Source organism: Candidatus Chlorohelix sp., assembly GCF_037138995.1.
Taxonomy (GTDB): domain Bacteria; phylum Chloroflexota; class Chloroflexia; order Chloroheliales; family Chloroheliaceae; genus Chlorohelix.
In genome coordinates, this window is record NZ_JBAXHI010000025.1 from 49879 (window position 1) to 65207 (window position 15329).

14 protein-coding genes are annotated in these 15329 nt (G+C 44.4%); 10 read left to right on the forward strand and 4 right to left on the reverse strand.

Annotation, left to right across the window (positions count from 1 at the left end):
* Positions 1 to 3 precede the first annotated feature (3 nt).
* From WCK19_RS12210 to WCK19_RS12250, 9 genes are all read left to right on the forward strand, one after another.
* Positions 4 to 1215, forward strand: a complete 1212-nt coding sequence (locus tag WCK19_RS12210) for a hypothetical protein (protein WP_342397664.1) — start codon at positions 4 to 6, stop codon at positions 1213 to 1215.
* A gap of 157 nt (positions 1216 to 1372) precedes the next feature.
* Positions 1373 to 3244 carry a methyl-accepting chemotaxis protein gene (locus WCK19_RS12215; protein ID WP_342397665.1) on the forward strand — a complete coding sequence of 624 codons (1872 nt, stop codon included), beginning with the start codon at positions 1373 to 1375 and terminating at the stop codon, positions 3242 to 3244.
* Between the two features lie 11 nt (positions 3245 to 3255).
* Complete coding sequence (locus WCK19_RS12220; protein ID WP_342397677.1) at positions 3256 to 3777, forward strand: chemotaxis protein CheW; 522 nt, start codon at positions 3256 to 3258, stop codon at positions 3775 to 3777.
* Positions 3778 to 3806: 29 nt separating this feature from the next.
* Positions 3807 to 4514 carry a hypothetical protein gene (locus WCK19_RS12225; protein ID WP_342397666.1) on the forward strand — a complete coding sequence of 236 codons (708 nt, stop codon included), beginning with the start codon at positions 3807 to 3809 and terminating at the stop codon, positions 4512 to 4514.
* Entirely contained in the window at positions 4511 to 4879 is a 369-nt protein-coding gene (locus tag WCK19_RS12230) for an Hpt domain-containing protein (RefSeq protein WP_342397667.1), read from the forward strand. The genes WCK19_RS12225 and WCK19_RS12230 overlap by 4 nt, the downstream gene beginning before the upstream one ends.
* Positions 4860 to 7661, forward strand: coding sequence for a hybrid sensor histidine kinase/response regulator (locus tag WCK19_RS12235; RefSeq protein ID WP_342397668.1), 2802 nt, complete (start codon positions 4860 to 4862; stop codon positions 7659 to 7661). Before WCK19_RS12230 ends, WCK19_RS12235 begins: the two co-directional genes overlap by 20 nt.
* Positions 7662 to 7725: 64 nt before the next feature.
* The gene (locus tag WCK19_RS12240; RefSeq protein ID WP_342397669.1) at positions 7726 to 8133 is read left to right on the forward strand and encodes a response regulator; all 408 of its coding nucleotides are present in this window, start codon (positions 7726 to 7728) and stop codon (positions 8131 to 8133) included.
* A gap of 35 nt (positions 8134 to 8168) precedes the next feature.
* On the forward strand, positions 8169 to 9287 hold the full coding sequence (cheB, locus tag WCK19_RS12245) for a chemotaxis-specific protein-glutamate methyltransferase CheB (protein WP_342397670.1): 1119 nt from the start codon (positions 8169 to 8171) through the stop codon (positions 9285 to 9287).
* Entirely contained in the window at positions 9284 to 10948 is a 1665-nt protein-coding gene (locus WCK19_RS12250) for a CheR family methyltransferase (RefSeq protein ID WP_342397671.1), read from the forward strand. The genes cheB and WCK19_RS12250 overlap by 4 nt, the downstream gene beginning before the upstream one ends.
* A gap of 5 nt (positions 10949 to 10953) precedes the next feature.
* Here the strand turns inward: WCK19_RS12250 and WCK19_RS12255 are convergent, their stop codons facing one another.
* From WCK19_RS12255 to WCK19_RS12270, 4 genes are all read right to left on the reverse strand, one after another.
* Positions 10954 to 11238 (reverse strand): hypothetical protein, encoded by a 285-nt coding sequence (locus WCK19_RS12255; protein ID WP_342397672.1) that lies wholly within the window; start codon positions 11236 to 11238, stop codon positions 10954 to 10956.
* Positions 11239 to 11309: 71 nt separating this feature from the next.
* On the reverse strand, positions 11310 to 12500 hold the full coding sequence (locus tag WCK19_RS12260; protein ID WP_342397673.1) for a toll/interleukin-1 receptor domain-containing protein: 1191 nt from the start codon (positions 12498 to 12500) through the stop codon (positions 11310 to 11312).
* Positions 12501 to 12519: 19 nt separating this feature from the next.
* Positions 12520 to 13197: a toll/interleukin-1 receptor domain-containing protein gene (locus tag WCK19_RS12265; protein WP_342397674.1), complete on the reverse strand. Its 678-nt coding sequence runs from the start codon at positions 13195 to 13197 to the stop codon at positions 12520 to 12522.
* A gap of 27 nt (positions 13198 to 13224) precedes the next feature.
* Complete coding sequence (locus WCK19_RS12270; protein ID WP_342397675.1) at positions 13225 to 14148, reverse strand: GNAT family N-acetyltransferase; 924 nt, start codon at positions 14146 to 14148, stop codon at positions 13225 to 13227.
* A 115-nt stretch (positions 14149 to 14263) separates the two neighbouring features.
* Here WCK19_RS12270 and WCK19_RS12275 point away from each other — a divergent pair.
* On the forward strand, positions 14264 to 15329 hold a 1066-nt coding region (locus tag WCK19_RS12275; RefSeq protein ID WP_342397676.1), incomplete at its 3' end, for a pseudouridine synthase.

The window sequence follows — 15329 nt, forward strand, 5'->3', positions numbered from 1 at the left end:
TTTATGTTTCCGGGTGGAGGTAAAAAGGAAGCACAGGATAGGGCGGAAGCCGTTTCTAGGCGGCGCAATCTGGCGGCAGCGCAAGTAACCGACCTTGATTCGGCATTGGCGGAAATTCGGATAAGCACAGAACTAGACGCGCCCTATTACCGCCCTTCCGAACTGGATAGCCTGAAAAAACTGGTGGAGCGCGGTCAGCTTATGCTGGACGACCTTTTCAAAGAAGTGGCACAGATGACCGTTTCCAGTGTCGGAGAACGTATAACTGAGCAAGAAGCTTATATGCTGGTGCAACCTGCTTTGCGTATTGAAGCGAAAGCTGCCGAAATGCGCCAGCAATTACAGCGAGCCACCGACCTAAAAAAGAAACTGGATCGTTCCCGCCAGAATGTTGACCAAAGCCTTGATAATGTGGAAAAGAAACGACTGAACGTTGATTCGGCGCTGGCGAACGCTCGTTCAGTAGTGGAACAAATGGGGTTAGCACACGCCGAAAAATACCCCGAAACCAGCGCAGCTTTGCTAACCTCAGAGCGAGAAGCATCGGCAGCGACTCAGCTTATTATTGCGGCTCGTCAGTCTAACCAGCGTTCGGTTTTTCATGAGGCGCTGGATTTGTGCCAACGTGCCGATTCCATGCTTGATTCGGCTATGACCAAACTCGATAGTATCAAACTGGCGGGAAAAGAATTTGAAAAGGCTGCCGGGGAAGCTGAACAAACGCTGCAAAAAGCTCTTAGCCGGTTACAGGAAGTAAAAAACGAACTTGACAGTCTTACCCCTGTTATCAAAATTGACCCTAACACCTATTTATTTGATGCGATTCAACGCATAGGTGAAGCGCGTAGAGCTACTAAAGCAAACCCTCCCCAAGACCTCACTTGCTATCGGCTTTCGGTAGAAGCCCTAAATTTGCTGGAAGATGGGTTACAGCGTGCTGTTCAAGAGGCTAACCGGTTTAAAGAGCTACAGGCTAACTCGCGGAGTCTGGTTCAGCAGTTGCAGCAAGCTGTTATCAGCCTGCGGGTAACTATAAATGAAAAACAGGCAGTTCCGGTACGCGCCAGCGAATTTTATTCTAAAGCCAAAGATGCGCGTGACCGGCTGGTTCAAATAAATATAGACTCTCTGAGCCTGACCGAGCTTGAAGAACTGGCTTCCTCTGTTTCTTTTGCCCTTAAACTGGCAGAAAGGGGACTCGCTCTGCTGGTTTAAATCTTGAGAATTACTACTGTCAAATTCCCCTTTTTATGGTAGTATTATTTTTACAAAGATTACAATATATCTTGTAAAAATCGTACTATATTTGCCAAGTTTTATCTTCGTTACCTACTGCATAAATCTGACTTGGAAAGGCATGTAACCAGAGCAAATGAACAAGTTGTTGCGCTGGCTTGAATTGTGGAAAGCCAACATTTTTTTTAAATTGCTCAGCGGTTTTTTTGTTACCAGCCTTTGTATTATTATCATTGCTATCTTCGGAATTTCTGTGAGAGTAAACCTGATAGATAATTTGAATCAGGTCTATTCTTCACAAATTGAATTCAGTAATGCACATGATCTGATACATTATACTGATAATTTAGGGAGTCAACTTAGTCGTATAAGAGTTGACATAAATACAATCAACCGTACTAATGAGCTAAGATTAACCAATTCTGCTCAATCTTCTATAGTTATTTCTCTTCTTAATGGCTATGTGGTGGATTATAAAGGGCAACGAGTTCAGATTGATGCAACCATCCAGCAGATTCAGGCTTTGTTAGACAACTTTTCCTTGAAGGATTTGCAATCCTCAGAGTTTCGACAAATAGCGCGTGGCGTGCTTAGCGATTTGCAGACTCTTATGACGGATTTAGATCGGGTTATAGAATTGAGCGTAACTAATCAACTTGAATTGGCTCGTAATCTATGGACTCAGACAGATATAGAACTAAACAACGTAACCACAAAAATATCTGAATTTCATGATGCGGTAACGAAAATTCAAGCCAATGTTCAGGTGCGAAATACCGAGATAGTCAGGCAAGCCAGCCTATACAAGGAAACCGCCTTGTGGGTTTTATTATTTGCTAGTCTTTTAGCCATAACGCTGGCATTGGGACTTGGTACAGGTTTCAGCTATTTATTTACACGTCCTGTTCTGACTCTTAAAGAGCGTCTCAAGGGTTTAGCAGAAGGTGACTTGGTTACTTCACTGGAAATCATCAATCGGGATGAATTTGGAGATTTGGGCAAAACCTACAATGACACAATCCAGCGTCTTGCCGAATCCTATAGCCAATTACAGGAAAAATCCATCCAGATTAGCGCATCTTCAGCAATGATTGCGTCTGCCAGTCGCTTTTCATCAACTTCCAGCAATGAACAAGCTGAAGCGGTGCTGAAAGTTACCCTGACAATCGAGGAGCTAAATCATACTGCCGGAGAGATTGCCGAATCAGCCTCACTGGTGGTGAAAGCGGCTGAAGAAGCTTTGGTAGATGCGGGCGAAGGTCAGACTACTTTAAAGGAAAGCATTAACAGTATAAATCAGCTAAAACTGAAAGTGCAGGATATTGCTGAGAAAATTCTAGCACTGAATGAGCGTTCACAGCGTGTAGGTCATATAATTGAGCAGATTACCGGAATTGCCGACCAAACCCATTTGCTGGCTCTAAATGCTGCCATCGAAAGCGCCGCAGCGGGAGAAAGCGGTAAACGCTTTGCGGTAGTAGCGGCTGAAGTTAAAAAACTGGCAGAACGCAGCCGTGCCGCTACCCGGGAGGTTCAAGAAGCGCTAACCGAAATCCAATACGCTACTGCTGCCAGCGTTATGTCCACGGAACAGGGTATGAAACAGGCGGAATACGGTGTGGCGTTGGCGCATCGTTCCGGCGATGCTAATGAGAATATAATTCAGCAAATTGACCGAACAGCCCAATTATCCAATGCTATTTCTTTGGCAACTCAGCAACAACGTAGCGCCAGCGAACAAGTAGTGGCAAGCATGCGGCAAATAGCCCTAGTAATTGAGGATGCGGCTGCCTCTGCGGTTCAGAATAGCAAACTGGCAGCCTCTCTAGATGAAGTAGCTAAAGCTATGAAGCAACTTACTAGCCAATTCAAAATACGACTTGCTGAAACGGGTAGCGGCGGCATCTCATCAACAAATGTCAATATACCCGGTTTGGAATCAGAAGATGAGGAAATTTCTTATCATGATAAATTGGATACTTCTTCACTCAAACCGGAAGGGGTATAATTAAAGTGAGCATGCAAAGTGAAGAATTTACTGAAGCAGAACTCCTTGCCCTTGAGTTAGAGAAACGCATCAATGAGCGTGCAGGGCAAATCTCCCCTGAACCGGATGTGACTCTGCTAACTTTTTACCTTGGCGATGAATGGTTTGGAATACTGCTAGAGCATATCAAAGTGGTATCGCGGATGCTGGAAGTAACACAAGTTCCGGGCGCATCAACATACATATTGGGAGTAGTCAATTATCGGAGCGCAATATATCCCTTGATTGATTTGCACAAAATGTTTGAATTGATTCCTTCACTGCCAACTCGTGCCAGTCGCATAGTAATAATCAATCATGAAAGCGACCCATTCGGGGTGCTGGTTGACTCGACTACCGAAGTTAAGCATGTACGCCAAAGTGGATTGAACAAACAGGTAGAGAGCAGTTCTGGTATCAGCAACTATATTAATGCTGAAATCAGTCTTGACGGTAAATTGCTTGGGGTTTTAAATATAGAAGCAATATTAAGAATTGTAGCCGATGAAGATTAGGCGTAATCTAACGAAATGAGTTGGTAAGTTTGCCTTCTGAATTTCCTTCTTTTTCCAAAGGGCTAAATGAGTTATTGCTAAATGGCGCTGCCCTATCTGGCAAATCAACTACGCTCAAGCAGGTTTCTCTAATGCTTGGTTATGCCGGAAATCAACCCGTGGCGTTGCTGATGAGCCAGATTTATAACATTATTGTTTCCGATATTCAGGTGTTGCGTTCACCACAACCCAATGAAGAAGTTTTTTGGGCTGAAGTAGCATATCAGGATAGTAGATTACCCGTGTTGGAATTAGCTCGCCTGTTAAAATTACCACAGTTGGACACGCTTAACCGTTCTCGTGTCCTAGTTAGCGGCACAACCAGAGCAGGCGGTACGATTTTACAACCCTTCGGTATTGCGCTGGATGATTTGCTTACAATTCAAAACTTCCGTCTGTCCGATATTCATACTCTACCACATTGGGTAGCTCCTGCTCTCAAAGGAATTTTGATGGGAATGGTACTGGTGGAACATGAGTTTCTGCACTTGAAAGATGCACCATTGCTAGATGCTGGAATATTACAGCCGGTTAACTTGATAAGCTCAATCGAGAATAAGGCTATTGCGTTTGGCAAACCGAAATTGGATGGCGCTAATGTGGATAGAAATAAAGTTGCCCATGATACCCGTCGTCCGGTAGCTTTGATTAATCTGGCTACCCTTAAAGATATTATTTATTCAGGCAGAATGCTATGAATTTACCGCCAACAAGTTTGAAATGGGTGCTTCGTTTCAAGCAAGAAGCAGCGGCGCATTTGCAACTGCTTGAAAAGGGCTTGCGCCAAGTTCAGCCCAATATCTCTCCCCAACCTATCGAAAATACTGAACAGCTTATGGCTCTCAACCCTGAATTGCGGGAATTATTTCGCTTGAGTCATACTATTAAGGGTTCGGCGGCAATGGTGGGGCTGCAAGAAATTGCCAGTAAAGCCGAGCGACTGGAAAATAGCCTGAACAAAGTTTTAAAAAGACCCGACCTTTTTTCAGAATTGGAGAGGCAAAAATTCCTTGCTCTGATAGCAGAATTGATAAGGGAAGTAGATGAAATTGGAAAGGGATAAATTTCTACCAAAGTTCAAAGAAGAAGCTGATAAGCAACTTCTACAAATAAGCCAGCAGTTGGTTGACCTTGAGCGAGATTCGCAGAACTTGGAATTGATTAATTCCATTTTCAGAGCGGCGCACACGCTTAAAGGTAACGCTAGAATGCTGAATATTATTCCGGTTAGTAATTTAGCGCATGAAATGGAAACTATTTTCAGCGAAATGCGCGATGGCAAATTAGCTATGCGCCCCGAAACAACCGACCTGCTGTTTGAAGCGTTGGATATATTGCAGAGTTGTGTGAACGCTTCGGTTACTTCCGGCTCTACTTTACCCGATACAACTTTAATAACCGATAAACTGAAAAAGCTTTTGCAAGTTCCCTTAGCTGCTACTCATGTTCAATCGCACAATCAAAGATTCTCCGAAGAAGCGCATGCACAACTCCTAAAAATCAGCCAGTTGCTGGTTGAAATGGAACGTTCGCCCGGCAATAGCGCGATTTTGCAAGAGCTATTCCGGTTAGCGCATACTGTGAAAGGCAACGCCGCGATGCTTGGCTATCATAGCATCAAGAAGGTAGCCTATGAACTTGAAGAAATTTTTGCTGCTGCTCGCGATAATGGTTTGGAGCTACAGCCTAATATGCTCGATACTATTTTTGAGGGACTGGAATATATCGAGCATGCGGTGAGCAATATGCCTTCTGATGAGGATACCGGCGAATTAGCTCAAAAATTACATAGCCTGCTCGGTACTACGAGTGAGCTAGAAACAGAAGTGCCTTCAACTGGTTTTGTCCAGAAAATTTCATCCCCTCCGGCAAACCGATTAGAAGCGCAAACCCTATCGGTACATGTCAACAAACTGGATGACCTGATGAATATTTCCAGCGAATTTGTGCTGAGTAAAATGGAAGCAATGTCGGTGCTGGATAAATTGCGGCATATTATGGAATTGTTAAGGCGCAAGCAACGTTCTGGTCCCTTATCACGTGCGCTTATTACAAATAACCGCGTCTTTTCCGAGATTGCAACTCTTTTTGAATTACGTGAAGAACTGCTCGATGTTAAGGAAATTGATAATCTTATAGAAGGGCTTTTGCGCTCCACTTTTAGAGTTTACGAGGAGCATGCCAACCATCTACAAAATACTGTAGATGAACTGGAACGCAATGTACTGAGTATTCGTATATTGCCAATTGGCGCTTTATTTGAGGAATTTCGCCCCTTTGTGCGTAATTTGGCGCGTTCTCTGGGGCGCGGCAATCCTACACTAACCGTAATGGGCGGTGAAATTGAAGTTGACAAGAAGGTGCTGGAGGATATTCGCGACCCGCTATTGCATTTGCTCAGTAACGCGCTAGATCATGGGATAGAATTCCCATTACAACGACTTGCGGTTGGGAAACCGGAAGAAGGTCACTTGACTATGGAAGCGGCGCAGGAAGGAAGCTTTGTAGCTATCAGAATCTCGGATGATGGCAGCGGTATAAATCTCGATAGAATTAGAGAACGTGTCATAATGAAGGGCTTGATGTCGGAAAGCCGTGCGCTCAACATGTCCAAAGAAGAACTGATTGCGATAATTTACGAACCCGGTTTTAGCACCAGCGCCATAATTACCGATGTCAGCGGGCGTGGTGTAGGGATGGATGTAGTTAAGAAGAATGTGGAACGGTTGGGCGGTCAGGTTTCCATACTAAGCGAAGAAACAAAAGGCACAACCTTTACCCTGAAAGTGCCTTTAACAATTGCCACCAGTCGCGCTCTGCTGGTTAAGATTGATTCTCAGGTTTATGCTATTCCTGCCCCTAACATCGATTCAATGTTGTATCTTGCGCCAAAAGATATTCTAACTAGAGTAGGACGAGATGTAGTGCTGCATCGGAATATACTGGTGCCGATTATACGGTTGAGCGAATTGCTAGGGGAATTTCCTAACGCCAAACATCCTGTTTTCCAATGGCAACAAACTGCTATGCAACGAAACCGGAATGAAACTGCCGGAAAAGGTTTGGCGGTTAGGGGTAGCTATAACTCAGGCGATTCGAGTCCGAAAGGCGCTATTGCTGAAGCGCAAATCGGGTTGACCTTGGCTGACCCTACCGCGAGTACCCGTATCCTGATGATGAATATGGAAAGTGAAAGACGTAATCCGGCGCGTTTTAATTTTGAGCGGATGCCCGCCGTTGTGGTTGGTTCCAGCGAACGCTATTTCTGCTTACTGGTCGATTCTCTTGAAGATGAAGTTGAAATCGTAATAAAGAGTCTGGGAAGGCTGTTAAAAGTTCCGCATGTCAGTAGTGCGACTATTCTAGGTGACGGTAGGGTTGTAATGATTCTGGATGTACCCAATCTGGTTTCAACCGCTCGAGTAAAAATAACAACTACCCGCAGCAGTTTGAAATTAAAAGAGGAAAAACCGCGCCAGAAGCGTATTCTGGTGGTGGATGATAGCATTACCACCCGCGAATTGGAAAAAAGCATTCTTGAGGCGAATGGCTATTTGGTAGATATTGCCGATGATGGTACTCGCGCTCTTGAGGTTCTATTGGTTGATAATCGCTATGATCTTGTAATATCTGATATTGAAATGCCACATATGAATGGATTTGAGCTAACTACCAACATAAAATCAAATTCTAAACTTCGTCATTTACCTGTTATAATTGTATCCTCACTAAATAATGAGGAACAAAAACGTAAGGGTATTGCCGTTGGCGCTCAGGCGTATATTACAAAAAGTGATTTTAATCAAAATAGTTTGCTTAATACAATCGAATATTTGACCGATTAGACTGTTAAAATTTTGCTATAATTATATATATTTGTGCGTGTCTCATTATCTTAGGAGATTATTGATGCCAAAACGAAAAATACTGGTAGTGGATGACAGCACTCTGGTAGCGGAAGCGGTTAAAACTAAGCTAGAGGCAAATAACTATGAAGTGCAACTGGCTTTCAGCGGTGAAGAAGCCCTTGATAAAGTTGGCTCCGATATACCCGATCTAATGATTCTGGACGTTTATATGCCGGGTATAGATGGTTTTGAGGTGTGCCGCCGTCTTCGTGAAAAGTCAGAAACTCAATCTTTGCCTATCGTTATGCTCAGTTCACGGGGCAATATCAAAGAGAAGCTGGCGGGTTTCAGAGTAGGCGCGGACGATTATTTGGTGAAGGAATTTGACCTTTTGGATTTACCCTACCGCGTTAAGCTGGTTTTTCGCTTGCGTGGGCTTGAAGAAGAAGATGGAAAGCTCGCCAATTAACTTAGCGTTTTTAGCAATTACTCCTCGGCTTCCTGATGAATACAATTAGAGTTCTTGTAGTTGAAGATTCCGACATGGTAGCTGAAATACTTATTCAGGCTTTGGAGAGTGATCGGCATATTAAGGTTGCCGGGCGGGCTGCTAATGGTCGGGAAGCGCTTGAGCTACTTCCACGCTTGAAACCCGATCTTATTACAATGGATGTCTGGATGCCTATAATGGATGGCTTTCAGACGGTCGCGCGGATTATGGAGACCAACCCGACCCCCATTTTGGTGGTTACTTCTACCAATCTTAAAGAAGATGTGCAATTATCTTTGCGTATGATAGCGGCTGGTGCGCTGGATGTCATTGAAAAACCCACAATGAGCGCGTGGAATATGTGGGCGCACCAAAAGAAAGAACTGGTTACTAAAGTTCGGCTATTGGCAGGAATAAAAACTTATACCAAAACTTCCCCGTTAAAACCTCGATCTGAAATTGCGGAAACCAAGCCTGACTATGTGATAGCTAACGCTGAGCCAATTAAAAATAACTTTCGTTTGAATAAAGCTCCTGTTCATGAAGATTACCAATACCAAATTGTCGCTATGGCGAGTAGTACCGGCGGTCCTACCGCTCTGCTGAAAATACTGGCAGCGCTTTCGCCTGATTTACCTATTCCATTTATTGTGGTTCAACATATTTCAGAAGGATTTACTCGTGAATTAGTGGAATGGCTAAACCGTGAGGTTGCGCTTGAAGTGCGGGTTGCTAAGGATGGTGAATTACTAGAATCGGGCGTGGTTTTGTTTTCCCCTGACCGTTATAATATTAAGGTTACACAAGGTAGGCGAGTTTCCCTTAACGCGGCTGGAAAGGTAGTATTGTGTCCAAACGCTGATATACTGATGCAGTCGGTTGCAGAAAATTATGGCAACCGAGGGATTGGCGTAATATTGACCGGAATGGGCGGTGATGGCGCAAAAGGTCTTTCCTCTATGCACGCGGCGGGTGCTTACACATTAGCACAGGACGAGGCAACCTCCCTAATCTACGGGATGCCGAAAGCTGCTTTCGCGGCTGGTGCAGTGCGCGAAGTTTTACCGCTTGAGTCTATTGCCCCACGCTTAACTGTTCTCAGTAGGCAATTACTACGGAGAACGAATCTATGACCGATTCTAGCTTTACTGGCGATGAATTTAGCCTAGATGATTTTAACCGGCTTTCCTCAATACTTCAGCGCAAGTTTGGGTTGTATTTTGATTCTTCCAAATTCTCTACTCTCAAGAATGCAGTAAAAGAGAGGATTAAGAAAACCAAGTCTGCGAACATTACTGCTTATATTGAGCTTATTGCCTCCGCCGAGGCGAGTTACTCTTTTCCTATTGATAGCGAGGCTCGAACGTTCGGCGCCTATAAGCATGCGCTTAATTCCGCTACTCAGGAATCGCATAGTTTGGTTGAATTGCTTACGGTAAACGAGACGAAATTTTTTAGGAATAAGGAACATTTTAGGGCTATAAGTGAAAAAGTTTTGCCCGACCTTATTGAAAGCCGGGCAAGTGAGAAAAAACTGAAGGTATGGAGTTCTGGTTGCTCGACCGGGCAGGAGTCTTATTCATTGGCTATGCTTGTTACCGAAGCTCTTGCCCAGTATCAGAACCGAAAAGGCACAAAAGAGAATTGGGAAGTTAAAATAATTGCTTCCGATATTAATGGAAAAGCTCTGAATATTGCAGCAGAGGGGCGTTATCGCAAAGATGCTATTAGTCAGATAGAACGCTCTTTTGTTGACAAATATTTTTTTGCGCCTACCCATGAACGAGTTACGACTGCGCCCCTAGAATTGGGGCAGTTTTCAGGGCATAGTCGCGCCAGTTATCTCATCAAACCAGAAATTAGAGCGACAGTATCTTTTTATTACTTCAACCTTGCCTCCGCTATATATCCGCTTGACCTGTTTTCTAATTTTGATTTAGTGCTATGCGAAAATGTAACTATTTATTTTACTCAGGATATTACTCGGCGGGTTATTGATAATATTTATCGAGCTATGAACGAGGATAGTTATCTTTTCATAGGATATAGTGAAACACTCTGGCACATTTCCGATAAATTCAAACTAATCAATAATTGTGACACTTTCTATTATCGCAAACCAACAGCCCTAGAAGTTGAGGGGCAGTCTATAAAGCATATCCCGCATGTTATTTTGCCGTTGCCGTTGGATATGGCAAAACTCGACGTTACGCAATCATCCAAACTCCAACTAAGCGCCGATAATACTCCCTTGCAACCCGAACAACCTTTATCAACGCGTTTTGAAGCGGGTAGCAACTGGCAGACGTTTTTGAAAGATGGTTTGGCGAGGATGGCGAATCATGAGTTTTCAGAAGCGGATCGTTATTTGGAAAAAGCGGTGTATTATTCAAATGGGAACTTAGAGTCATTGATAGCCCTAGCGCGATTAAAGGCTAAAATTTCAAATTATACGGAAGCAGAAGAATTATGCCGAAGTGCTATTTTAGCAGACCCCCTATGTGAAGAGGCTCATCTGATTTTAGGGCTGATTATGTACCGCAAAGAAAATCTAACGGAGAGTATTTTTGAATTTCAGCAAGTAATTTATATAAATATAGAGTCTGTTCCGGCACATATGTATCTTGGAGATATATATCGCAATGCAGGGCAAACCGCTTCCGCCATTCGTGAATACCGTCATGCCCTTTCAGCGTTGGGAAAATATGCTTCGGACGATAGGATTGAAGACCTTCCGGTAAGTATCTTGAAGCAATCCTGTGAGCAAAACCTTTCAGCTTTGAACCGCGCTTAATTAAATCACCGAATTGTAATTATAGGCGCTGCTATTTTGGCGGGAGGTGGGGGTGGCGCATTATCACGCCCTTGATTGGGCATAATCGTTAGCGGGTTGCTGAAGGGAGTTTCAGTGGGTAAGGCAACCGAATAGGTTGGGTTGGGTAATTGGCGAGAAGTTACAGGGCGAGTTTGCTCGGCTAAAAGCATAACCAGCACGGTTATAATCAGCGTCAGCATTATCATTATCCCTGCCAGATAGAAGGCAATTAGTTTATCGCGCCTTGCCCAAAGTAATAGTTCCCCCAATTTATCACCCTAATTTGGTTTGTACGCCTATCTGGATTGGCGATGCCAAAATAAACCTCTATCGTAGCTAATTACAAAACACCGAAGATAGCCCTTAATTCATCAACTAGCGCATTAAAGGACTGCCGCCATTCCGATTCGTTCATGTCAATTAGATGTTTATCGTTTACTCGCTGGTATTCGCTGAGTATTGTTAATTTTACCGTACAGGGGCTAATTAGGAAATACTTCAACGCAACTCCTTCTGATTTCACCGCATTTAACAAATCGGGAAGTTCGACCTGATTGATGAATTTGGAGATAAGAAACTCTTGGCTTACTAGCATAATTGCCACGCGGGTTTTTGCCAGCGCCTGCTTTATTTCATCCCGCCATAAGTCGCCCGCGTCTATTTTTTCATCTGACCACCATTCCACCTCTTTTTCAAGCGAAAGGTGTTTCAGGAACATCTCAATTCGTTCGCGCCATAATTTATCTGCGTGCGAGTAAGAAATAAAGATAGATGTTCGGGTGGCTTGGGTAAGGCTGGAGGACTTGGCGGGTTTGGCAGGCGGTTGTTCTGGCAACTTCCCGGTAGTAATCAATTGTTGGCTAAGGCGGGCAGTTTCGGCGAAGATTCTTTCACCTTCAGCCTCCCGCTCGTTTTTGGTTCTGAATTTGTTCAACGGCTTGGGAGGCTTAGCGGTAAGTTTAACCAGATAGGTTTCATTCAAACCCTCATCCTCAAGCACAACCGGGTCAAGCAAAACTGTTAAGGTCTGAATGCCTTTCCCTCGCGCCTCGTTAAGAAAGTCTGGCAGCGTATCGGTAGTGGTATCATCGGTGGGTTTCATTAATTCAGAGGACATCAAACTATGGCTGGATAATAGAATTATCGCGTCTGCCGATTTAAGGTCTAATGCCAGAGTACCGCGCCAATTCTGGATTAGCTTCGGTTTTTCATCATCCCAATACCTCATCTGAGCTTTGGGATTAAGTGAATCGAGGTGAGTTTTCAGCCGCTCAAGCCAATGACCATCGTCCTTCTGGCTGTAGATTATTAAAATTTCTGGCTGCCGGTTGGGAAAAGCTATTGGAATAACCGGTGGCTTGATTCCAAGCTGATTATTGATAAACTCGGTCAGCAGGGACACGTAATTTTCCAGCACATTATTGCGCTGCATCAGCGTATCCGTGCGGGTTAGTAAGGACTCTACTTGCCCTTTCAGTAGAGAATTTAGCAATACCAATTGTGTTTGCGGATCATTGTTGATATTTTCCATCAAACCTCTGCAATGGTGGTTATCTTTTTAAGGCTTGGTCTATTGCTCTGGCAGCGTTCACTAGCACTTCATCTTGTTCTGACGACCTGAGACCCGAAAGAGGTTTTTCAGGTGAATTAATCGCTTGAAACTGGTATAGGGGTGTATCGGTGAATCTTGAATAACCGATAATCAAAGGCAAAATAACCGCGCCTTCCTTTTCGGCAGCAGCTAACAATCTCGGAGTTTCTTCATTGTAAAAGTCGGAAGCAAGGAAATCGGCGCTGATAAGCATGACAATGACTTTCGCTTCATCTAGGGCTTTCTGTATTTCCTCGCGCCAACGCATGCCGGGTTTGATTTTGGTATCATCCCAGACTTCCAATTTGCCTTCCCGCACTTGTGGCATAAGGTGGGTTTTCAGCCGTTCCAGCCATCTCGAATCACGTGGGCTATAGCTGATGAACACTTTGGAACGTGTCGTTTTAGTAGTATTTGCATATTCTTCTGGATGCTTAGAATCAACAAGGGTAATTGAAGCGTTGCTAGGGTTGAATGTGGATTCGAGTTCTGCAATTATTTTTTTCTTGTCCTGTATCTGAATTTTGATATGGGGCGGCGCGTATGGCTCACCAAAAGCAGCCAATTGTTCTTCTAGAATAGCTAGATTGCGTTTATGCATTTCCAGAATGCGTTGCGTGGATTCGCGCTCGTTCATAACCCTTGCTCTCCTATCAAGGTTTCTTCAGGAACCGATGTCTATGTAATATATAGCAAAGCCCCCGGCTATAATGAAGCCGGCATTTTCATATAGCTTTATCGAAATCTTATTGTCCTCGCCTGTCCATAATTCCGCGCCGATAGCGCCTCGCGCTCGTCCATGTTGCAAACCCATGTTGAGCAGACACTTACCCAGACCTTTTCCCCGCCATTGCGCTGAGACCCCTAGTGGCTCAATTTGCACAATATCTCCCTTTATTATAGTCCAAACGAAGCCAGCCGGAGAACCCTCTTCGCTTTCGAGCAAAATCACATCCTCCTCTTGAAAATCAGGTCCTTGCTCTGCTGCCACATCTTCCAAAGAATACGGCTGGAAACGAGGCTGATTTTGGAAGGCAAGGCGATGATATTCAATAAAGGAGGCTTCATCTTTATGTCGCTTGAAAGCTTTAAGCCGAAAGCCCTCTGGAATCTCAATCACCGGAATTTGGTCTAAGTTATCCAGTTTCATGTGTATGTCACAATGCTGGAGTCTAAAACCGGATTTTACCAGAAAGGATTTGATTACCGTGTCGTTGAGTTCAATTCGGGCAACCACCCTGCGCGTCTCGCCGGCTTTTGCATGTAATTGGAGGAGAGTTTCTTTGAGCAAGGCTGTACCAAAACCTTTGCGCCTGTATTCCGGCAAGATGCCACCGGTAAGGCTATTGTAATTGGGTAAACCGGGTACAGGTGGCGTAACGGCGTAACCCACCGCTTTGCCGTGTTCTTCTATAATAAACGCTACCCCGCCTCTTTTTTGAACTTCTTCGAGGTAATTCTGCCAGTCACTTTCGGTTAGCGCCCTTGTCCTACGAATTACAGAATCAAGAAATGCTACCAGTGAAGCTTCGCTGGCGTTGGTATAGCGCACTTTAAAACCATCATATGCTTTACCCGTTTTGGTCATCTCAAACCTCAAAAATGGGTGCTATTCAGTGATTCAGTGCAGCATGTTCGATTATATCACACCTATCTGTTATAATTTAATGGTAATTAAAATATTTGGCAAAGGTTGGAGATTGATGGTAATAATATCTGATGATGATGGCGAAAGATTACAGAAGGCGTTGGCAAGAGCAGGTATAGCCAGCCGCAGAACATGTGAGGAGATGATACTTGCTGGTAGGGTAATGGTAAATGGCAAGATTGTTAAAAAACTCGGTATAAAAATTGACCCTGCTACTGATAAAGTTACAGTTGATGGGTTAGCGGTTTCGATAAAACCGGATAATGCCCCGCAAAAAATATATATAGCTTTGAATAAGCCCGTTGGTTATCTCAGCACTGTTACCGACCCACAGGGTCGCCCCACCATTATGGATTTGGTTAAATCAGACCAGCGTCTTTTTCCGATTGGTAGGCTCGATGCTGATACCGAAGGGCTTTTATTGCTGACCAATGATGGCACCTTTGCAAACGCATTAATGCACCCCCGCCATAATGTGGAAAAAGAATATGTGGCGTTGTTGGAAGGTTTCCCGCGTATGACTGAACTAGCGATTCTTAGACGCGGCGTGGAAATTCCCATAGAAGACCACGATACAGGCGAGCATATTATGTATAAAACCCACCCGGCACAAGTGGATTTTATTCGTCGCGAAGGCTCTAATACGCTGGTTAAATTTGTCCTGACTGAGGGCAAAAAACGCCAAATCAGGCTGATGTCAGAAACAATCGGGCATCCGGTGTTGCAACTTACTAGGGTGAGCTTTGGTAGCTTAAAACTCGGAGATTTGATGTTAGGTAAAGCTCGCCGTCTTACTGCCGGTGAGGTAACAGGTTTAATCGAATTGGCGGCGGGCGAGAAAAAACCAAGAGTTGAACGAATCGAGGAACCGAAATCTGGGTTTGGGCAAACTTCTCGTTCTAGCAATCGCAACTCTTCTCAGCCTATTTCGCAAGTACGCTTTCCTACTCGCATGCCAGAGCAAAGACGCGAGCAAACTCCGTGGCGCAAACCGGAAGGGGATAGCGAGAGAAGAAGAGATGGTGCGCCGGAGCGCGGCGCAGGTCGTCCGTTTGAGCAAAGACGTGAGCAAACTCCGTGGCGCAAACCGGAAGGGGATAGCGAGAGAAGAAGAGATGGTG